General features: G+C 35.1%; 21 protein-coding genes and 2 other annotated features (1 of these 23 running past the window's edge). All 21 genes read right to left on the minus strand.

Annotation, left to right across the window (positions count from 1 at the left end):
- Positions 1 to 343 precede the first annotated feature (343 nt).
- On the minus strand, positions 344 to 862 hold the full coding sequence (locus GJE18_RS06235; protein WP_037565470.1) for an adenine phosphoribosyltransferase: 519 nt from the start codon (positions 860 to 862) through the stop codon (positions 344 to 346).
- Positions 863 to 873: 11 nt separating this feature from the next.
- Positions 874 to 3,156 (minus strand): single-stranded-DNA-specific exonuclease RecJ, encoded by a 2,283-nt coding sequence (gene recJ, locus GJE18_RS06240; RefSeq protein ID WP_060551192.1) that lies wholly within the window; start codon positions 3,154 to 3,156, stop codon positions 874 to 876.
- Positions 3,157 to 3,248: 92 nt separating this feature from the next.
- Positions 3,249 to 5,528, minus strand: a complete 2,280-nt coding sequence (secDF, locus tag GJE18_RS06245; protein WP_107368634.1) for a protein translocase subunit SecDF — start codon at positions 5,526 to 5,528, stop codon at positions 3,249 to 3,251.
- Between the two features lie 308 nt (positions 5,529 to 5,836).
- A complete protein-coding gene (gene yajC / locus GJE18_RS06250; protein WP_037565473.1) occupies positions 5,837 to 6,100 on the minus strand; it encodes a preprotein translocase subunit YajC in 264 nt (87 codons plus the stop codon).
- A gap of 16 nt (positions 6,101 to 6,116) precedes the next feature.
- On the minus strand, positions 6,117 to 7,256 hold the full coding sequence (gene tgt, locus GJE18_RS06255) for a tRNA guanosine(34) transglycosylase Tgt (RefSeq protein ID WP_060551194.1): 1,140 nt from the start codon (positions 7,254 to 7,256) through the stop codon (positions 6,117 to 6,119).
- A 13-nt stretch (positions 7,257 to 7,269) separates the two neighbouring features.
- Positions 7,270 to 8,295: a tRNA preQ1(34) S-adenosylmethionine ribosyltransferase-isomerase QueA gene (queA, locus tag GJE18_RS06260; protein WP_107368635.1), complete on the minus strand. Its 1,026-nt coding sequence runs from the start codon at positions 8,293 to 8,295 to the stop codon at positions 7,270 to 7,272.
- A gap of 13 nt (positions 8,296 to 8,308) precedes the next feature.
- A complete protein-coding gene (ruvB, locus tag GJE18_RS06265) occupies positions 8,309 to 9,304 on the minus strand; it encodes a Holliday junction branch migration DNA helicase RuvB (protein ID WP_060551196.1) in 996 nt (331 codons plus the stop codon).
- A 15-nt stretch (positions 9,305 to 9,319) separates the two neighbouring features.
- Entirely contained in the window at positions 9,320 to 9,919 is a 600-nt protein-coding gene (ruvA, locus tag GJE18_RS06270; RefSeq protein ID WP_060551197.1) for a Holliday junction branch migration protein RuvA, read from the minus strand.
- Between the two features lie 12 nt (positions 9,920 to 9,931).
- Positions 9,932 to 10,375, minus strand: coding sequence for an ACT domain-containing protein (locus GJE18_RS06275; protein WP_107368636.1), 444 nt, complete (start codon positions 10,373 to 10,375; stop codon positions 9,932 to 9,934).
- A 15-nt stretch (positions 10,376 to 10,390) separates the two neighbouring features.
- Complete coding sequence (gene obgE, locus GJE18_RS06280) at positions 10,391 to 11,680, minus strand: GTPase ObgE (protein ID WP_107368637.1); 1,290 nt, start codon at positions 11,678 to 11,680, stop codon at positions 10,391 to 10,393.
- A gap of 168 nt (positions 11,681 to 11,848) precedes the next feature.
- Positions 11,849 to 12,133 carry a 50S ribosomal protein L27 gene (gene rpmA / locus GJE18_RS06285; RefSeq protein WP_014613716.1) on the minus strand — a complete coding sequence of 95 codons (285 nt, stop codon included), beginning with the start codon at positions 12,131 to 12,133 and terminating at the stop codon, positions 11,849 to 11,851.
- Positions 12,134 to 12,143: 10 nt separating this feature from the next.
- Positions 12,144 to 12,464, minus strand: coding sequence for a ribosomal-processing cysteine protease Prp (locus GJE18_RS06290; protein WP_037565480.1), 321 nt, complete (start codon positions 12,462 to 12,464; stop codon positions 12,144 to 12,146).
- A gap of 2 nt (positions 12,465 to 12,466) precedes the next feature.
- Positions 12,467 to 12,775 (minus strand): 50S ribosomal protein L21, encoded by a 309-nt coding sequence (rplU, locus tag GJE18_RS06295; protein WP_037565481.1) that lies wholly within the window; start codon positions 12,773 to 12,775, stop codon positions 12,467 to 12,469.
- Between the two features lie 11 nt (positions 12,776 to 12,786).
- Positions 12,787 to 12,860: a sequence feature (ribosomal protein L21 leader region), on the minus strand.
- A 28-nt stretch (positions 12,861 to 12,888) separates the two neighbouring features.
- Entirely contained in the window at positions 12,889 to 13,413 is a 525-nt protein-coding gene (gene mreD / locus GJE18_RS06300) for a rod shape-determining protein MreD (RefSeq protein ID WP_060551200.1), read from the minus strand.
- Entirely contained in the window at positions 13,410 to 14,246 is an 837-nt protein-coding gene (gene mreC, locus GJE18_RS06305; protein ID WP_060551201.1) for a rod shape-determining protein MreC, read from the minus strand. The genes mreD and mreC overlap by 4 nt, the downstream gene beginning before the upstream one ends.
- Positions 14,247 to 14,519: 273 nt before the next feature.
- Positions 14,520 to 14,663 (minus strand): hypothetical protein, encoded by a 144-nt coding sequence (locus GJE18_RS06310; RefSeq protein WP_165805190.1) that lies wholly within the window; start codon positions 14,661 to 14,663, stop codon positions 14,520 to 14,522.
- Positions 14,664 to 14,733: 70 nt separating this feature from the next.
- The gene (locus GJE18_RS06315) at positions 14,734 to 15,192 is read right to left on the minus strand and encodes a DUF4930 family protein (RefSeq protein WP_060551202.1); all 459 of its coding nucleotides are present in this window, start codon (positions 15,190 to 15,192) and stop codon (positions 14,734 to 14,736) included.
- A gap of 336 nt (positions 15,193 to 15,528) precedes the next feature.
- A complete protein-coding gene (radC, locus tag GJE18_RS06320; protein WP_060551203.1) occupies positions 15,529 to 16,212 on the minus strand; it encodes a RadC family protein in 684 nt (227 codons plus the stop codon).
- Positions 16,209 to 16,922, minus strand: coding sequence for a prepilin peptidase (locus tag GJE18_RS12340; RefSeq protein ID WP_082624728.1), 714 nt, complete (start codon positions 16,920 to 16,922; stop codon positions 16,209 to 16,211). The genes radC and GJE18_RS12340 overlap by 4 nt, the downstream gene beginning before the upstream one ends.
- A 170-nt stretch (positions 16,923 to 17,092) precedes the next feature.
- Entirely contained in the window at positions 17,093 to 18,355 is a 1,263-nt protein-coding gene (locus tag GJE18_RS06330) for a bifunctional folylpolyglutamate synthase/dihydrofolate synthase (RefSeq protein ID WP_060551205.1), read from the minus strand.
- Positions 18,356 to 18,366: 11 nt separating this feature from the next.
- Positions 18,367 to 20,997, minus strand: a complete 2,631-nt coding sequence (locus GJE18_RS06335; protein WP_085622504.1) for a valine--tRNA ligase — start codon at positions 20,995 to 20,997, stop codon at positions 18,367 to 18,369.
- A gap of 42 nt (positions 20,998 to 21,039) precedes the next feature.
- Positions 21,040 to 21,090, minus strand: a binding site (T-box leader) (it continues 159 nt past the right edge of the window).

The following is a 21,090-nucleotide window of genomic DNA, read 5'->3' on the forward strand; positions in this document are numbered from 1 at the left end:
TCTACTGATAGTACACAATATTGTCTCACTTTTATGTGTCATTTAACACTTTATAAACCATCACAAATCTTTTTAAAATCACGATAAAAGATATGTAATATAGGATTAAAAAATGAATCATTCGAATCATCATGCTTAACGTTTAATTTCATCGGACTATAAAATAATGAGTAACTTGTGCTTCCTATATAAATAACCATCAAAATTCATTTAGAAATGAACTTCGATGGTTATGTGAATAAGACATCATCTTTAATATTTATAACTAGCAATTGTATTAAAATTGATACATCACTTTAACAAATCAAATGTGTTTAATAGTTCAATATCTTAAAATCAAAGATTACTCATCATAAGATATTAAACGCATCACATCATAATCTTTTATTTTTTCAATTCCATTTAGATATGCTAACTCTATAATAAATGCAATGCCAGCAACTATACCGCCTTGTTGTTCAACCAATTTAATGGCAGCTTCAATAGTACCACCTGTTGCTAATAGATCATCGGTAATCAACACACGTTGTCCAGGTTTAATCGCATCCGCATGCATCGTTAAAACATTACTGCCATATTCTAAATCATATTCGTAACGAATCACTTCTCGTGGTAATTTGCCTTCTTTACGAACAGGCGCAAACCCAATACCCATAGCATACGCGACAGGACATCCGATAATAAAACCACGTGCTTCTGGACCTACTACGATATCAACATTTTTTTCTTTAGCATACTTTACAATTTGATCCGTAGCATACCCATATGCCTCACCATTATCCATAATTGTAGTAATGTCTTTAAAATTAACACCTTTTTTTGGCCAATCTTGCACCTCTGAGACATATTGCTTTAAATCCATGCTTTTCCTCCTCATTTTTCCTCTTGCATCGCATTTTCCATCCATTGTTGTAAAGCTGGAAAATCGGAATATAATAACTGCTTTTCTACTTCTATTCGATGTAACCGTCCTTGATAAATACGACTAGAAGTAATGTCTTGTTTGGTAGCAGTTGTATCGATTTTTATTATACCATTATTTTGTGTGATAAATTGTAAATCGAGGAACACTTTTAATATAAATTTTAACAATTGTGGTTCAATTTGTAAGAAATGACTCATGTTTAAGCCCTCTTTTGTAAGGTCAATCTCTTTTTGTTGGTATAATAGCTTATAACATTTTTTAAAGGTATCAATTTTCGGTATACCTTCGAAATATATCGATTTTTGGTGTGTAAATTGAACATAAACTTGTGATGCCGAAATATGTTGCAAGCTCTCTTTGAAATCATCTATTGTGAGAGGTAGCTCTAAGAAAACACATTTCTCATAATCACTAGGTATAGGTTCTCCATAATAATATTCATGTTGATGTCGTTTGTCGCTGCTCGGATGAATCAAATAGCATGTATTAGAAGTTGTCTCAAATTGTGGCAACTTTTTGTTTTTACTACGATAATCAAACATTTGGCGTTCATTACTATGGATATCGGTAACAATTAGTTGCGGCGTTCGGTTACCGTTCCACTCGTTTATTTGCAATTCACCAATCGCATTAATGTGTTGATTAGGCATTATTTCGTGGATACGAGAACCTTCATTCCAAAAAAGCCCTTGAAGTTTTTGTTCTACAAATGAAATTTTTAAATGATTTTGTTGTTGACCAATCGCCCTAGCCTGTTGAATTGTTAAATGATTTAATTGAAATAACGGGCGTTCGAATTGCATACCAAATGGCCGCAAACGTTCTAAAGACGCAATATTTTCTACAGTGACAGTATCAAGCGCAACTGCCGCATCGATATATTTTTCAGGTTGAAGTGCATCTTCTTTATATTGATTTTTCATGACTTCGTTAAGCGCCTGTTTTAAACTTTCAACATTTTCAATAGGCAGTGTTAAGCCAGCAGCAGCATGATGTCCTCCAAATTTATCTATTAAATCGGCTTGAGTAGATAACAATTCGAACATTGAAATTTGTGAGATACTACGTGCAGAGCCTTTAGCATGTTGCTTTTCATGATCAATATTCAAAATCATGGTTGGTCGTTGATAAGATTCGACGATTCGAGATGCTACAATTCCTAAAATTCCTTCATGCCAATCCTCTTGATATAAAACTAAAAAACGTTGTCCATCTGCAACTTGTGCTTGAGCCATAATCATAGCTTCTTCAGTTACAGCTTGCACAATTGCCTTACGTTCTTGATTAAAATGTTCTACTTGTTCTGCTAAAAATTGGGCTTCATCTTCATCGTTTGTCATCAATAATTCAGCGGCTAAACTCGCATCGTCTAAACGTCCAACCGCATTCAATCTAGGCCCAATCGTAAACCCAATTGTTTCTTCATTAACTGCATCATCATAATTCGCTTCATTTAATAATGCTTTGAGCGCAACTGGCATAGCATGATTGATCAATTTTAAGCCTTTACGGACGATACTTCTATTTTCGTCACGCATCGGAACTAAATCTGCAATCGTTCCTATCATGGCATAAACCCAAAAGTAGTCAGGAATGTCATCTAGTAAATGTTGCGCGAGTTTTAGTGCTACACCAGCACCACATAAGTATTGAAACGGATAATCATAATCAGGGTGCATCGGGTGTATGATGGCATAGGCATTTGGCAAAGTGTCACCCATTTCATGATGATCTGTTACAATGACATCTACACCTAATTGCTGAACCATGTCGATTTCATGGTGTCCTTGAATGCCATTATCAACAGTAATGATTAATTTAACACCTTCGTCATACGCATTTTTAAAAGCTACCTCGCTGGGCCCATAGCCTTCAGAAAAACGATTGGGTATATACCAACCGACAACGGCACCTAATTTTTTTAAAGTTTGTACTAAAATGGTTGTGGACGTCACACCATCAGCATCATAGTCACCATAAACTAAAATCGGCTCCTCAGCATTGATAGCTTGTTGAATACGATCTGTCGCACGTTGTATATCACTTAAACGTGCTGTATCATGAATAACCGTATTTGTATTTAACATTTGGTCAATATCTTCGTAACTTGTTATTCCTTTACTTTCTAAAATACTTTGCATTAACGGCGTAATATTAAAAGCTTTAATTGTATCTTCAGTGATTACGTTATCCGTTTTTTTAGTAACCCATTTATATTTAGATTGAATCATTACTAACGCCTCATTTCACTCAAACATTATATCAAAAATATGTATGAGAAACATTAAAGGGATGAATCATTTGAGGATTCATCCCTTTAAAATTATACTAATACTTTTTCATCATTACTACGTTTGCGTTTATAAACTGTTAATTTATGATGTTCAGATTTGCGTAATTCACGTTTCTTTAAAATGCCCCATAACGGAACGGCAATAAAGATAGATGAAAATACACCGGAAACTAAACCAATCAATAATGCCAGTGAGAAATTGAAGATACTTGATGCACCAAGTAATAATAACGCGACTACTACGATGACTACTGTTAATACAGTATTTACAGAACGAGTTAACGTTTGTCTGATAGAACTATTAACAATATAATCAATTTCTTCTTCTTTCGTGATGACTTTTACTTTTCTTAACATTTCCCGCACTCGGTCAAAAGTAACAATCGTATCATTAATGGAATAACCTATAATCGTCAATACGGCAGCGATAAATGTTATATCGACTTCTAATCGGAATAAGCTAAATACAGCAATAATCATAAACGCATCATGTAAAAGTGAAATGATTGAAGATATACCCATACGCCATTCAAAACGCAGCGTGATATAAATAATCATGCCAATGGATGCTAATAAGACCGCTAACATTGCATTTTTAGCTAACTCTTGACCAATAACCGGAGATACAGTATTTACAGTTGGATCATGACCAAATTCTTTTTGAATCAATGATTTTACTTTAGAAACTTCTTCTTTAGATAAATCATGTTTATATTGCATAGAGGCTTTTGTATCATTAGTGCCACCAATAGACAATTGATCTGGTTTCAAGCCAATTGATTCCATTTTCTTCTCAACTTGGTGTTGCTTTAAAGCATTGTCACTTTGTGCATCAATACGTGTACCCGCCGTGAAATCAATACCTAAGTTAAGTTTGAAAATAAATAATATGATAACCCCGGCTGCAATGATTAAACCACTAACAGCAAAAAGAGGTTTAGCAAGTTTCATAAAATCAAAACGATCGTACGGTGTACTTAATTCTGAAACATCTTTACCTTCGTTAATATCATGAATTTGATTTTTCTTAACACCAAACCACCATAATTTTTTCTTAAACACGTTAGAATAAACGATAAGTGATAATAGTAATCGTGTTAAAAATACAGCTGTTACAAAGCTCATTAGAATGGCCAAGAGTAACATTGTAGCAAAACCTTTTACTGAACTTTCACCAAAGAAAAAGAGTACAGTTGCGGCTAATACCGTTGTTAAATTGGCATCTAGTATTGTAATAAATGATGACTTGTTGGCTTTTTTATAGGCTTGTTTTAAGTTACGCCCTATTCTGAGCTCATCTTTAATACGTTCATACATAATAATGTTAGCATCAACTGCCATCCCAACCCCAAGTACTAATGCAGCAAGACCAGGTAGCGTAAGTACACCTGAAATGAAATTGAATGCCAATAATGTCAAGTAAACGTATGTTGTTAAGGTAATTACCGCGATAATACCTGGCAATCGGTAGAATAATGTCATAAAAATAAAGATGAGACTAATACCTATAATAGATGCGAAAATTGTTTTTTGGAGCGCGTCCTGACCAAATTGTGCACCTACAGATGTTGAGTAGATTTCATCTAATTTAACTGGTAAGGAACCAGAATTTAATAAGTCTGCGATTTGTTTCGCCTCAGTGATACCTTTTTCACCTTTAAAACCACCTGAAATTTCAACGTTAGGTGAATTAATAGGTTGGTCTACAGAAGCAGCAGAAACGTATTTTGGTTTTTCTTTCGTTTTCTCTTTATGATAGCTATCGCCTTTTTGATAATCTAACCATACGACCATTACATTTTCTTGCTTTTTAGAGATTTCTTCTGTAACTTTTTTAAATTTGTCACTATCTTTTAATTTAAATGTGACGGCAGGTTGATTTGTGTTTTGTTTAAATTCCTGTTTAGCAGAACCTTGAACTAAATCTTTACCTGTCAATTTGATTTTATCATCGGCATCTCTAATCGTTAAATTAGCTTGTGATGATAAAATTTTTCGTGCTTGATCTTGGTCTTTCACGCCCGCTAATTGGACACGAATTCGGTTTTGATCTTCGACTTGAATTTTTGGCTCAGAGACCCCTAAAACATTGACACGACGTTCTAATGTTTTAGCAGTGGACTGGACGGCAGTTTTATCGATTTTGTCACCGTCAGTGAGTGGTTTTACTTGATATAAAACTTCAAATCCACCTTGTAAATCAAGTCCTAAATTAACATCTTTGACTACATTTTTATACGTTGCAGCCATGCCGCCAAAGAGCAATACGACTAACAGTAAAAAAGTAATCAATTTACTGACTTTTTTCACATAAACACCTCTTTTTAGCTTATGAAACTAGCATACTTTAGTTATAGTTTAGCACGCAAGTTATTTTAATATATTAAAGTTATCTTAAACTTGCTTCCATTAAATAATTTTATGAATTTTTAAACGTTTATTGTAAAGTACCACACTACTTTTTAACGTTCACGTATTCAACCAATTTATAACTGTACGCCTTTAATATCATTTTTTCAAGTTATTTACAATTCACACAGAATTATCATAAAAAAACGGGATTGAAATCATACATGACGTCTTTGATTTCTCATCCCGATTCAATCCTTATTTTCAAATTATGAAGGATCTACTTGTTTAATTGCTTGTTTTTCAAATGTCATTTCAGTGCCTTTTCCATTAACAACAACTACAGCAGTTGTTTCATCTACAGCACGCACTGTCCCTTTAATACCACCAATTGTCGTTACACGTTGACCTGATTGTAATTGGGAAACCATTTCACGATGTTCTTTCGCACGCTTTTGTTGCGGACGAATCATTAAGAACCACATTACTACAAAAAGTAGTACTAATGGTAATAAACTCAGTAATGAAGACATAAAACATAACTCCTATCTAGAAATTTTTAGGATTTTCAACATTAAGACCATATTGTTCGAAAAATTCTTCTTTAAAATCTAAAAGGCGATCTTCTCGAATGGCTTGTCTAATGTTCTCCATTAATTTTAGCAGAAAATGAAGGTTATGGTAAGTGGTAAGACGTATACCAAATGTTTCATCTGCTTTAATTAAGTGCCTTAAATAAGCACGTGTGTAATTTTTACATGTGTAGCAATCACAATTTTCATCTAAAGGTCTAAAATCATCTTTGAACTTCGCATTTTTGACAACCAATCGACCATGTGATGTCATACATGTGCCGTTTCTAGCGATACGTGTAGGTAAAACACAGTCAAACATGTCCATGCCACGAATACTACATTCAATCAGTGCATCTGGTGAACCAACACCCATTAAATATCTTGGTTTGTTTTCAGGCATGAATTGAACAGTATGTTCTACCATGTCATACATTACAGGTTTTGGTTCTCCAACTGATAAACCACCAATTGCATAACCAGGAAAATCTAATTTGACAAGATCCTCTGCACTTTGTTGGCGTAAATCTTTATACTCCCCACCCTGAATGATGCCAAACAATGCTTGATCTTCAGGACGTTGGTGTGCATCTTTACAGCGTTTCGCCCAACGCGTGGTACGTTCTATAGAATCTTTAACGTACTGATATTCAGCTGGCATAGGTGGACATTCATCAAATGCCATAATAATATCCGACCCTAAATCATTTTGAATTTTAATAGAATCTTCAGGTGACAGAAATAATTTTGAGCCATTGGCATGGTGTCTAAACTCAACGCCTTCTTCACTAATTTTACGTAAATCACTTAAACTAAATACTTGGAATCCACCCGAGTCTGTTAAAATCGGACCATCCCAATTCATAAATTTATGAAGACCCCCAGCTTTTTTTACAATATCATTTCCAGGTTGCAACCAAAGATGATACGTATTACTAAGGATAATTTTCGCTTCCATCGCTTTTAAATCTTCTGGGCTCATCGTTTTTACCGTTGCTTTAGTCCCTACCGGCATAAACATCGGTGTTTCAAATGAACCATGTGGTGTATGAACAATTCCTAGACGGGCACCAGATTGTTTACACGTCTTGATATGTTCGTAAGTAACTGCTGGCATAGTCAAAACCTCTCTATATAATAATCATTGCATCTCCAAAACTAAAAAATCGATATTTTGCATTGACCGCATGTGTATATGCGTTTAAAACATACTGTGTTGAACTAAAAGCAGACACAAGCATCACTAATGTTGATTTTGGTAAATGAAAATTTGTAATTAAGCCATCAATGGCTTTAAATTCAAATCCAGGATAGATAAAAATATTTGTCCATCCACTTGCTTGCGTAAATTCACCATGATCTTTTACTACCGTCTCTAATGTTCGTGTTGAAGTTGTACCTACGGCAATAATGCGGTGACCTTTTGCTTTTGTGTCATTCAGTAATTGAGCTGTCTCTTTACTCACTGTGTAATATTCGCTATGCATTTCATGGGCATTGACATCCGTAACACTAACAGGTCGAAACGTTCCTAAACCTACATGAAGTGTCACAAATGCAGTTTGAACACCTTTATCTTGTACTTTTTTCAACAAATCATCGGTAAAGTGTAAGCCCGCTGTAGGTGCTGCTGCAGATCCAGTTGCTTTTGCATAAACCGTTTGATAACGGTCACGGTCATCAAGCCGTTCTTTAATGTATGGTGGCAGTGGCATCTCACCTAGTTCATCAAGACGCTCTTGTAAAATTCCTTCATAATGCAATCGCATTACCCTGCCACCTTGATCTAACTCTTTCATACACGTCGCTACAATTTTACCATCACCAAAAGAGATAGATTGGCCAACCTTTATTCTTTTAGCAGGTTTTAAAAGCACTTCCCAATCATCGCCTTCAATATTGGTAAGCATTAACATTTCTACTTTGGCGTTTGTTTCTTTCTTTAACCCAAACAACCGTGCAGGCATGACTTTAGTATCGTTTAATACGAGTGTATCTCCAGGTTTGAAAAATCGAATAACCTCTTTAAACTGTAAGTCCTGAATATCACCTGTCTCGCGGTTCATATATAAAAGTTTGCTCGTGTCGCGCTCTTTAAGTGGTGTTTGAGCAATTAAGTTTTCAGGTAAGTGATAGTTAAAATCTTCTATATTCAAATTAGTCCCTCATTTAAACAGAATAATTAAAATGTGCGTAAGCTTTAGGTGTTGCTTTTCGACCTCTTGGTGTGCGTTCAATAAACCCTTGTTGAATTAAGAAAGGTTCATACACATCCTCTATAGTGATACGTTCTTCTCCTATAGATACGGCGATGGTGTCTAATCCGACTGGACCACCACGATATTGTTCAATTATACATGCCATCATCTTATGGTCGATATAATCTAGACCCTCTTCATCAACTTGAAGTAAGTCTAATGCATATTTTGTAGTTTCAATATAAATTTGATCGTCTTCATTAACTTGTTGAAAATCTCGAATACGTTTTAACAAACGATTGGCAATTCTTGGGGTACCTCGACTGCGCTTGGCTATTTCAAGGGCGCTTTCAGAATCGATCATTGTCCCTAACACTTCTGCAGTACGGGTAATGATTTGTTGTAGTTCTTCGGTTTTATAATATTCTAACCTTAAATGAACCCCAAATCGATCGCGTAAAGGACTTGTTAAACTACCAGCTCTCGTAGTTGCACCTACTAACGTGAATGGAGGCAGATCAATACGTATACTTCTCGCTTCTTCACCTTTTCCGACAACAATATCTAGAAAAAAATCTTCCATTGCTGGGTAAAGGACCTCTTCCACTACACTACTTAATCTATGAATTTCATCAATAAACAATACGTCACCAGGTTGTAAACCAGTTAAAATAGCAGCCAAGTCACCAGGACGTTCTATAGATGGGCCTGAAACTGTGCGTAAATTCACATTCATTTCATTTGCTATAATATGTGATAATGTCGTTTTCCCAAGGCCAGGAGGTCCGAATAACAATACGTGATCTAATGGTTCTTTTCTAAGCTGCGCTGCCTTAATAAAAACTTCCAAATTAGATTTTATAGATGATTGACCGATATACTGACGTAAACGATCAGGACGTAATGATAGTTCAAAATCATGATCTTCTACCGTTTCGTGACCATCAACCATACGTTTTTTATCCATTGAACTCCTCCTTAGTTATGAAATGAGTTGTTGCAAACCAAATTTAACTGCTTCATCTACAGTATCAAATGACTCTTTAGCCATTTTCTTTTCAATCCTATTGAGTTCTCGTTTAGAATATCCTAATGCTTCTAATGCAAGAATTGCTTCGTCTTTAAACACGGATGTGTTGGTATCAGATTGTATCATGAGCGTAGCATCTTGCTCTTCAGTCACAACTACTTTCCCTTTTAAATCTAAAACAATTTGACGTGCTGTCTTTTTACCGATTCCAGGAAATTGTGTTAAATACGCATCATTTTCACTCTCGATTGCTAATTTCACTTGGTTAGGTGTACTTGCTGCCAATATGGCTAATGCTGATTTCGGTCCAATGCCAGTCACTTTAATTAAACTTAGAAACATATCTTTTTCTTCATTATCTATGAAACCATAAAGCAATTGCGCATCTTCACGAACGATTAAAGCTGTGTAGATGATACATGTGTGATTAAGTTGACTTTGGAAACGATAAGAATTAGGCGTTTGAATTTCATATGCGACACCAGAAGACGTTTCTACCACCACATGTGTCGGATATAAATGTTTAAGTGTTCCTTTAATATATGCGTACATATTCATATCTCCTTACATATTCATTCCGATAATATCTACGTTATGTACATTATCTAATTGACGCAATGTATTAATGATATCGTATACATTTAAATCGGTCTTTCTGGCATTTAAAGATAACGTGATTGACGCTTTTTTATCTATAGGGACACTTTGGTGAATGGTTAAAACCGATAAATGAAGTTGAGAAATTTTATCCAAAATCGTCGCAAGTGTGCCTACTTTATCTGTCACAAATAAAATAATCGTAAATTCTTTAGAAGCATTGTTGACCTCATCTAAAGGAAAAATGGTATCTCTATATTTATAAAAAGCACTTCTTGAACAGTCGTGAAGTTTTACTGCCTCTTGCACGGTTAATGATGGATTGTCTTTTAAGCTCTCTTTTACGCGAAGTACTTTTGAAACCACGTAAGGCAAAACATCTTCCCGTATAAGAAAATACTGATAGTTCATTTTAACCCGCTCCTATTATTCTACAAATTCAAATTCTCCACCTAGAATACGAACGATATCGCCATTTTCAGCACCGCGTTCACGTAACGCATCATCAATACCCATTGAGCGCATTTGTCGAGCGAATCGTCGAATAGCCGGATCGCTATTGAAGTCCGTCATCTTGAAGAGTCGTTCTATTGCATTACCGCTGACAACATAGGCACCATCATCATCACGAGAGATTGTAAACTTATCTACAGACGGCGTATGTTTATAAACAACACGGTGAATGCCAGGCGTTTCCTCCTCAGCATTGAAATCAATATCTTTAACAGATTCTAGAGTGTTGGCAATTGTATATAACAGTTGATCAATATTTTCTCGCGTATATGCCGAAATTGGTATGATTGTAACATCTTCCTCGAGCTGTTCTTTAAACAATTCAAGTTGTGCTTCGGCTTCAGGCATATCCATTTTGTTTGCAACGATAATTTGAGGACGTTTCTGTAATTTTTCTTCATAAGCGCACATTTCTCTATTTATAGTTACATAATCCTCGTAAGGATCGCGCCCTTCCATGCCGCTCATATCAATAACATGAACAATAACTTTTGTACGTTCAACGTGGCGTAAAAATTGATGGCCAAGCCCAACACCTTCTGATGCACCTTCAATAAGACCAGGTAAATCAGCCATAACGAAACTACGTTGATCTGGTGTAGTTACTACACCTAAATTGGGTTGAATTGTTGTAAAATGATAGGCTCCAATTTTTGGTTTAGCTTTAGACACAATGGAAAGTAAAGTAGATTTTCCAACACTTGGGAAACCAACAAGTCCAACATCGGCTAACAATTTCAGTTCCAAAGTGACTTCTAGTTCCTCACCAGGTTCTCCATTTTCACTAAAATCCGGTGCAGGGTTTTTAGGCGTCGCAAAACGAGAGTTGCCTCTACCGCCACGCCCCCCTTTAGCTATCGTTGCACGTTGCCCGTGCTCTACTAAGTCAGCTAATGTCTGTTCTGTTTCTACATCTTTTACAATAGTACCTGGAGGCACTTTTAATACAAGATCTTCAGCATTTTTACCATGCATATTACTGCTTTGTCCGTTTTCACCTTTTTTAGCTTTGAAATGGCGCTGAAAGCGAAAATCCATTAAAGTTCTTAAACCTTCATCCACTTCAAAAATGACAGATGCACCACGACCACCATCGCCGCCAGCTGGACCACCAAAAGGAACATATTTTTCACGGCGATAAGCTGTAATGCCATTACCTCCGTCTCCTGCTTTTAAAAATATTTTAACTTGATCGACAAACATGATTTCACCTCATTTTCATTTTATATGTTAATATCTAGCTTTTGAAGTCAAAACTATAGAAATGGCATAGAATTCAACGTATGTTTAATCAAGCATTTCACTTCATAAATAGCATTAGATAAAAAAGAAACACCAGAAGCAACCTTCTGGTGTGTGTATGTGGACAAATTATTCAGCAACTGCATATACAGATACTTGTTTTTTGTCGCGACCTTTACGTTCAAATTTTACAACGCCGTCGATTTTAGCGAATAATGTGTCATCGCCGCCACGACCTACGTTTTCACCTGGGTAAATTTTTGTTCCACGTTGACGGAATAAAATTGATCCACCAGTAACAAATTGACCATCTGCACGTTTAGCACCTAAACGTTTTGATTCAGAGTCACGTCCGTTTTTTGTAGAACTTACCCCTTTTTTAGATGCGAAAAATTGTAAGTTTAATTTAAGCATGAGTTACACCTCACTTATAATTTAATTTAATGTAGTCTTTATATTCTTCTTCGATTGTTTGTAAAGATATTAACATAGATTGTAAGATTAACTGTGCTTTTTCATTAGATGTATCTACGCTACGGAAATGAAAATAGCCTCCGTCATCACTATAATCTATATCAGGTCTTTCAGAAGTTAATCCTATAATAGCATTGACGCTACCGAAAAGTACAGCTGATGCGCCTGCACACACAATATCTTGTCCATGTTCAGCAAAATCTGCATGTCCTTCCATTATCACATCTGTGACCTGTCCGTCATCATTTAACTTAATATCAACGTTAATCATAATTAAAGGCTGATTTTGTCGATTGTTAACTTCGTATATGGTTGACGGTGACCTTTTTTACGTTTAGAGTCTTTACGACGACGGTAAGTAAATACAGTGATTTTTTTACCACGGCCGTGTTTGTTAATTTTCGCAGATACTGTTGCACCTTCGATTGTTGGCGCGCCAACAGTGATGCTATCTCCACCTACGAATAAGACTTTATCAAATGTAAAAGTATCGCCTTCGTTTCCGTTTAATTTTTCAACGTAAATTTCTTGGCCTTCTTCTACTTTGATTTGTTTTCCACCTGTTTCAATAATAGCAAACATACTTTGCACCTCCTATAATTAAGTCACGCCATATATAGGTGACGTTACGTACTTTAAACCTATATTTGAGCGGTTGTATGTAGCTAAAACTACTCAACTACTGCATCATACCATCACTTGATTTTGATGTCAATAGTTCTTTTGCGATTTTGACGGTAATCTAACAAGGTATAAATGAAGATGAGTAAAATGGCATTTAGCAGCAACGTTAAAGGTGCTCTAAAAAGTAAATAATCTAAAATATTAAAGTCAATCAAGCCTACCAAGTGATATAAGAACGCTACAAAAATATCAAGTACAATAACACTGACTAAAATCACTAAGAATACTACTGCATGGTCTCGATAAAAAAGTGAAAAAAACTTTTCAACAAACAAAATCAGTATTAAATACGCTATTAAATAAACGCCATATATTTCACCAAAGTATAGGTCGGTCATTAACCCTAGGAACATACCTAAAATCAATGCACTATACACATTTCTGTAAAAGGTCATTAATAATAGAAAGATTAAAGTGAGACGCGGCACCATAATAAACTGGATGCCAAAAATCTTTATCGGCGACATCATCGTAAGAACCGTATCTAAATAAAAACATATGATCGCAACTATGAGGTAAACTGATGCACGTTTCATGATGCATCCTCCTCAGAACGATCTACTGTTTTAGGATCACGTTTTGCAACATAAACTGTGCCGATTTGATTAATATTTGCACCTGTTTTCACTACCACTTGTTTAGACAATCCGTACTGATCATTTTGAACTTTTTCAACTTCTCCTACAAAAATGCCCCGTGGTAATTGATCACCTAAACCACTTGTAATCACTTTATCTCCTTTAGACAACTTATGACTGTTATCAATATCTGAAATAATGAGTCGGTCCGATTTTTCATCATAATGATCAATTAAACCAAAAGCTTCTTTGTCTTTATTTAATATATGTACGGAAAGTCGATTTGTACGCCCTTTTGTAGATATTAAATTGACTTGTGCTGAGAATTGATTAACTTTTGTCACGCGCCCAATCAAACCATTGGGTGTTAATACTGCCATGTTTTCTGTAATACCTGACTTTGCGCCTTTATCAATGATTAATGTATTCATCCATTGATCAGGATGCCGTGCGATAACGTTGACAGCCATAGGATCATATTTAGAAATATCACTGATTTTTAAATCATCACGTAACTGCTTGTTTTCAGCTTGAAGTCGTTGGTTATCAGATTTAAGTTGGTTTTCTGATTGCGATGGTTGTGCTTCGTTATGAAAAATGGCTTTTGTAGTCGCAGAAATGACTTGCATAGGATATGAAAAGACGCGTTGACCAAACGATATAGAATCACCTGCATATTGCTCAGGAATGGATTGTGAGTGTGAACGTATTGACAATCCAATTAAAGCTATAAAAATAATGAGCGCACAAAACAACACGATTAATTTATTATTTTTAAAAAAATGAGACAACCTCAACACCTCAATATGTAATTGTAAATAACACTCATTATTTTATATCACTATGACAATGAAATAAAGCCACAAGAGATAATTATTCTAAAATAACTGGAATACTAATTGAAAGAAGATGGAATATTCAAAATTGCTTTATCCACAGCCTAAGACTTTAAAAATATTAAAAAGTCACCATAGTTCATACAAAAACTCCCTATAAAGTTTTCACTTTTTAAGTGTCTACTTTATAGGGAGCATATCAGAATTACGGTGACTAATAAATATCAATTATAGAGACTGACTGTCTTTTTTAGACTTATCGTTTTGTGGCGCATCTTCTTTGTATAAAGTTTCGTCCTTTCGCCATTGAGCAAATAACTTTTGCGCTTTTAATTGTTCATTGCTTTGTTGCGCATTATTTTCTGTAGACATATGACTCACCCTTTTTACAATTTTATTCAAGCCTAACGTATTTGAGATAAATTTTCAAATACCAGCGTCATTATTGATATGCTGTTATAGGATGCATTTCAATTTGATGTCCAAGTTGATTTAAGTCTGAATATAAATCATGCTCAGTCGTATAGACTCGTACATGGCGGCTTCCAAATTGATATATGATATATTGCGTGTCTCTCTCAGCAATTAAATATTTATCATCATAACCCATTCTAGAAAATGCATTAACTTGCATAAATTCATATTTATCAATCCAATTAAAGAAATTACGCGCTTGACTTGAAGGAACATTTCTTAAAATTTCATTATCCTCAACGACATATTTTTTCCCTTCAGTTGGAATGATAAAACCGTCTTCATCTACATTTTGTTGTCCTGTCGTTTGTAACGGATTCCATTTCGCTTGATTGATTTGAGGCACGTCTTTAATGACAAAAAATGCAATTAATCCAATACATATGATAACGATAAACATTTTTATTAGACTTAAAATCAATTTCATTGATATGCCTCCTTTATCAATCAATTATAGATCATTTACTCACATCCAACCTCATTCTATAGACTTAATTTAACCACGAGCGCAAGTCGGATGCAATTTTTATTTAAAATGCGTATATTAGAGTAAAGGAGTGACGATTATTGAGCATACTTTCAATATTCTTAATTATATTACTTGTCGTATTACTATTTAGAGTAAGTGTTACGATAATAAGATTTTTAATCAAAGCCGGAATATTTGTTTTAATCATTTACTTGTGTTATAAATTATTCATGTTGCTTGCTGAAAATTTTCAACTTTAATGTAAAACGTTATACGTAAAATTACGTATAGCGTTTATTTTTTGTTTTCATCAATAATGACACATTCATAACATTGGTGTCCAATCACTATATGATCGAGTAGTTGAATCCCCATCGTGTCTCCACATGCTGCTAAACGTATGGTCGTTTCGATATCTGCAGAAGATGGCGTTGGGTCACCAGATGGATGATTATGTGCCACAATGATCGCATGCGCTGAATATTTAAGCGCGATTTTAAAAACTTCCCTTGGATGAATGATAGCACTATTCAAAGTGCCTTTAAATAATGTTTCTTGATGAATGATTTGATGTTTAGTATTTAAAATGAACACGATAAAATGTTCTTGCTTTTCAAATTGAAGTTGAGGATATAACATGGCTGCGATTTGATCAGGATGTTTAATCATTTGTGAGTTGTTTTTATCAACTTTAAAATTTAAACGTCGCGCTAATTCAAAAGCTGCCAACAATGTCGTGCTTTTACTTGTCCCGAGACCTTCAAAAGTTACTAATTCTTGCAATGAAATATTTTGTAAAGCGCTCAACGTCTTACTTTGGGACAATAAAGTGGTTGCAATATCTAAACTCGATCGCCCTTTGCTACCAGTGTTAATTAATATGGCTAACAATTCTGTATTAGATAGCGCTTGAGCACCTGAATGAATTAAACGCTCTTTGGGCATTTCTTCAGGAGATAAATCTTTGATGCGGGTCATATGACACCTCCTAACCATACATTCAACAGTGGATAACAATAAGCAACAATAAAAAATGATAGTGTGATAAAAGGAACAAGGGGGATATAATGCTTATCAGATAAAAATGGAGCGTAAAATGGATAACATAAATATGCTAAAGGAAAAGTAAACCATATTGTGTAAAGGACGAATGGGACAGGTAAGATCGTAAATAGAATCATCAAAAGTTTAATGTCACCAAATCCTATGAAGTGGTGAAATACAATTCCTATGACTAGAAGTATGCTTATACATAAACATGTAAGAAGAGAAAAATGAAACTGGCCTGGTCTCATGATTGCTACCATCACTAGTAATAATAGCAAAAGACGATGTGGGACAATATAAGACTGAACATCAATGAAACTCATCGTCAGTAAAATGAAGCTCAAAAGATAAAAATACATTGTTTCGATTTGAAATGCATGTGTAAAAATTAAAAAACTTGTGAACGCGCCTAAGCATTCACCGACCCATAAAAAACGTGGTATTTGGTAATGACAGTAAAAACATCTCCCTTTGAGTAAAATGAAACTCATTATTGGAATGAGCATCCACCACCTTAAAGTTTTAAAACAATGGTTACATTTTGACCGTGAAAATAATTGTTTCCAATGATGTAAACGATAGCGCGAAACACATAATAGAAAACTCATTAAACAACTTCCAAAATAGCATTGTAAAATCATGATGACCTCCCTCACATAAAGTATACATGACGGCAGGCAATAAATATAAATTTCGATCACTCTTATTTTCCCACGTTTAATTGACTATATAATTAAAAACGCGCCTAAAGTACTTGAAAAATTGTAATAATCTTTCAAAGTTTAAGCACGTTTTTAATAAACTGTATTAATTAGTATCCCATCTTAGCTTTGACTTCACTTATGAAGTACAAACTTCCAGTTATTAATAACGCTTCACCTTGATAATTTTTAATGAAGTCGACATAGTCATCGATTAAAGTTTTGTCTTTAAACTCTACTTCATCATAAAGTGTTTGTTTCGGTAAAGCTTTAGGAAATTCAAAGCCAGTAACATAAAAATGGTTTGCAATCGTATTAAAAGCAGTTAACATCGAAGAAATAGGTTTACCTTTAATAGCAGAAAACAAAATATCGACTTTATCAAGACCATAATAACGACCAATCGTATCGACAAGCGCATCTACACTTTCTTTGTTATGCGCACCATCAATAATAATTAAAGGGCTGTCATTTACTTTTTCGATTCGCCCTTTCCACTGTACATTTTCTATACCTTGAATCATCTTATTAAAATCAATATCAATGATTTGTCGTTCAAATAGATCAATCAATGCTGTAATAGCTAAAGCAGCGTTTTCTTTTTGATGTTCTCCTAGCATTTTTAAGGCAATATTTTCCATTTCATAGTCTTTATATCTATACGTAAATTCATCTGCTTCTGACACTACTAAAATATCTCGGTCATACTCCATTGCTGGGGCATTTAAATCGATCGCGAGTTGTCTCAAATATTTTAAAGCTTCTTCATTTTTAACTGCGTATATAACCGGTGTATGTGGCTTAATAATAGCACCTTTGTCTTTTGCTATATCTAAATAAGAATGGCCCAGAATATCCGTATGATCTAGTCCTATGCTTGTTAAGACGCTTAAGATAGGTTGAATAACATTCGTCGAGTCATTTTTAACACCTAACCCTGCTTCAACGATGACGAAATCAACGGGATGTATCTCACCAAAGTAGAGATACATCATGGTTGTTATGATTTCAAATTCCGTTGCAACACCTAAATCCGTCTCTTGTTCCATTGCTTCACTTACAGTTTTTACGCGTGCTACTAGCGCTACAATTGCATCATTTGATATTGGTTCACCATTCAAACTGATACGCTCATTGAATGTTTCAATATAAGGAGATGTGAATGTGCCGACTTCATAACCATTATTAACAAGCGCTGTACGTAAATACGCAACAGTTGAACCTTTGCCGTTTGTACCCCCAACATGAATTGCTTTAATATTACGTTCAGGGTGATTTAAGCGACTTAACATCCATTCCATGCGTTTCACACCAGGTTTTATGCCGAATTTTGTACGTTCGTGTATCCAATATAAACTATCTAGATAATTCATACCCTATACTCCTAAGCTTTTAGTTGTTCGATTCTTGATTGAACACCGTCAAATTTTTCTTGATATTGCGCTTTTTTTGCACGTTCTTCATTAATGACTTTTTCAGGTGCTTTATTAACAAAATTCTCATTTGATAATTTTTTATTCACACGGTCTAACTCTTTTTGCCATTTATCAAGCTCTTTTTCAAGTCTCGCGATTTCTTTATCCATATCAATTAAACCTTCTAATGGAAGAATAACTTCACCTGCACTCACTACAGAAGTCATTGCTTTTTCAGGAATAGACACTTCAGTACTTATTTCTAATTCACTCGGATTACAGAAACGCTCTAAGTAATGTTGATTTGCAATTAACAATGCTTTTGTTGCGTCATTTTTAGCCTGAATTTTAATAGGAATTGCTTTAGATAAAGGTGTATTCACCTCTAGTCGTGATTGACGAATGGACTTAATAATTTCAACAAGCTGTTGCATGATTTGTTTACTTTCTGAGAACATCAATGCATTATTTACAGTTGGCCATTCGCTTGTGACAATAGATTCGCCTTCATGTGGTAAGTTTTGCCAAATATGCTCTGTTACAAATGGCATAAAAGGATGAAGTAAGCGCATCATACGGTCAAGTGTATAACTTAAAACGGATCGCGTTACATTTTTTTGATTCTCATCATCACCATTCATTGGTATTTTACTCATTTCAATATACCAATCACAGAATTCATCCCAAATAAAGTTATAAAGTACTCTACCTACTTCACCGAATTCATATTTATCACTTAAGTGCGTCACTGTTTCAATAGTTTCATTCAAGCGTGTTAAAATCCATTGATCTGCGACTGATAAATCTTGAGTTAAGTCAATATCTTCATATTTGAACGTTTCGCCGATATTCATTAAGCTAAAACGCGCAGCATTCCAAATTTTATTGATGAAATTCCATACGGATTCAACTTTTTCTGTAGAATAGCGTAAATCATGCCCTGGTGAAGAACCTGTAGCTAAGAAGAATCTTAAACTATCCGCACCATACTGATCAATGACATCCATAGGATCTACACCATTTCCTAAAGATTTACTCATTTTTCTACCATCTTCAGCACGAACCAAACCATGTAATAACACATCATTGAATGGTTTTTGACCTGTAAATTCTAAACCTTGGAATATCATACGTGCGACCCAGAAGAAAATAATATCATATCCTGTTACAAGTACATTGGTTGGATAATAACGTTTAAAATCTTGCGCCTCTTCATCTGGCCAACCAAGCGTTGAAAATGGCCATAATGCACTTGAGAACCACGTATCAAGGACATCTTCATCTTGTGTCCAATTGTGGGCATCTTTAGGTGCATGTTCACCAACATAAATTTCACCGGTTTCATTATGATACCAAGCCGGAATTTGATGTCCCCACCATAATTGACGAGAAATTGTCCAATCTCTAATCTCTTCCATCCATCGATTAAAAGTTTTCTCAAAACGAGCTGGCACAAATTCAATACGGCCATCACCTTTTTGATTATCTAATGCTTGTTGAGCTAAAGGTGCCATTTTAACAAACCATTGTGTAGATAAATAAGGTTCCACCACTGCACCTGTACGTTCAGAATGACCGACAGAATGCACATGATCTTCAATTTTAATTACAAGGCCTTCAGCTTCTAAGTCCGCAACGAGTTTTTTACGACATTCAAAGCGATCTAGGCCTGCATATTCACCTGCTAAATCATTCATATGACCCGATTCATCCATTACCACGATGCGTTCAAGTTCATGACGATTTCCGATTTCAAAGTCATTTGGGTCATGTGCAGGTGTCACTTTCATCGCACCACTACCGAAATCTTTATCTACATAGCTATCTGCAATAATAGGTAATTCGCGACCTACGCGTGGTAAGATAACTTTTTTACCAATCACATCCTGATAGCGTGAATCATCTGGATTTACAACAATTGCTGTATCACCTAACATCGTTTCTGGACGCGTTGTAGCGATTTCAATATATCCTTCTCCATCAGCAAAAGGATATTTAAAATGATAAAATTTACCGTTGACATCTTCATGTACCACTTCGATATCTGATAATGCGGTACGCGCTTCTGGATCCCAGTTAATAATGCGTTCTCCGCGATAAATTAATCCTTTGTTGTACATATCAACAAAAACTTTTCGTACCGCTTTACTCAAACCTTCATCTAAAGTAAAACGTTCACGGGAATAATCAAGACCCAAACCAAGTTTTGCCCATTGTTGACGGATAAAGTCTGCATATTCTTCTTTCCAATCCCAAGCTTTTTCAAGGAATTTTTCGCGTCCGATATCATGACGTGAAATACCTTCTTCTTTCATTTTTGCCTCAACTTTAGCCTGAGTCGCAATACCTGCATGATCCATACCTGGTAGATATAATGTGTCATAACCTTGCATACGCTTCATGCGCGTTAAAATATCTTGCAAAGTTGTATCCCAAGCATGTCCTAAATGCAACTTACCTGTAACATTTGGGGGTGGGATGACAATTGTATATGTTGGTTTCGTTTGATCTCCTGTAGGTTTAAAAAGTGATTGGTCTAACCACTCTTGATAACGACCCGCTTCAACTTCTTGCGGATGATATTTAGGTTGCATTTCCATAGTTTTAATCCCTCCGTAAAATAAAAAAGAACATCTGTCCTGATATAGGACGGATGTTCCGTGGTACCACCTATTTTCAATAGTATACACTAT

The sequence above is a fragment of the Staphylococcus agnetis genome (assembly GCF_011466855.1).
In the GTDB taxonomy this organism is placed as follows: domain Bacteria; phylum Bacillota; class Bacilli; order Staphylococcales; family Staphylococcaceae; genus Staphylococcus; species Staphylococcus agnetis.

Coding starts and splice junctions, on each gene's coding strand:
- GJE18_RS06235 (WP_037565470.1), bottom strand. CDS start 862: ATGGATTTAAAGCAATATGTCTCAGAGGTGCAAGATTGGCCAAAAAAA.
- recJ (WP_060551192.1), bottom strand. CDS start 3,156: ATGATTCAATCTAAATATAAATGGGTTACTAAAAAAACGGATAACGTA.
- yajC (WP_037565473.1), bottom strand. CDS start 6,100: ATGTCTTCATTACTGAGTTTATTACCATTAGTACTACTTTTTGTAGTA.
- tgt (WP_060551194.1), bottom strand. CDS start 7,256: ATGCCAGCAGTTACTTACGAACATATCAAGACGTGTAAACAATCTGGT.
- ruvB (WP_060551196.1), bottom strand. CDS start 9,304: ATGGATAAAAAACGTATGGTTGATGGTCACGAAACGGTAGAAGATCAT.
- ruvA (WP_060551197.1), bottom strand. CDS start 9,919: ATGTACGCATATATTAAAGGAACACTTAAACATTTATATCCGACACAT.
- GJE18_RS06275 (WP_107368636.1), bottom strand. CDS start 10,375: ATGAACTATCAGTATTTTCTTATACGGGAAGATGTTTTGCCTTACGTG.
- obgE (WP_107368637.1), bottom strand. CDS start 11,680: ATGTTTGTCGATCAAGTTAAAATATTTTTAAAAGCAGGAGACGGAGGT.
- rpmA (WP_014613716.1), bottom strand. CDS start 12,133: ATGCTTAAATTAAACTTACAATTTTTCGCATCTAAAAAAGGGGTAAGT.
- GJE18_RS06290 (WP_037565480.1), bottom strand. CDS start 12,464: ATGATTAACGTTGATATTAAGTTAAATGATGACGGACAGGTCACAGAT.
- rplU (WP_037565481.1), bottom strand. CDS start 12,775: ATGTTTGCTATTATTGAAACAGGTGGAAAACAAATCAAAGTAGAAGAA.
- mreD (WP_060551200.1), bottom strand. CDS start 13,413: ATGAAACGTGCATCAGTTTACCTCATAGTTGCGATCATATGTTTTTAT.
- GJE18_RS06310 (WP_165805190.1), bottom strand. CDS start 14,663: ATGTCTACAGAAAATAATGCGCAACAAAGCAATGAACAATTAAAAGCG.
- GJE18_RS06315 (WP_060551202.1), bottom strand. CDS start 15,192: ATGAAATTGATTTTAAGTCTAATAAAAATGTTTATCGTTATCATATGT.
- radC (WP_060551203.1), bottom strand. CDS start 16,212: ATGACCCGCATCAAAGATTTATCTCCTGAAGAAATGCCCAAAGAGCGT.
- GJE18_RS12340 (WP_082624728.1), bottom strand. CDS start 16,922: ATGATTTTACAATGCTATTTTGGAAGTTGTTTAATGAGTTTTCTATTA.
- GJE18_RS06330 (WP_060551205.1), bottom strand. CDS start 18,355: ATGAATTATCTAGATAGTTTATATTGGATACACGAACGTACAAAATTC.
- GJE18_RS06335 (WP_085622504.1), bottom strand. CDS start 20,997: ATGGAAATGCAACCTAAATATCATCCGCAAGAAGTTGAAGCGGGTCGT.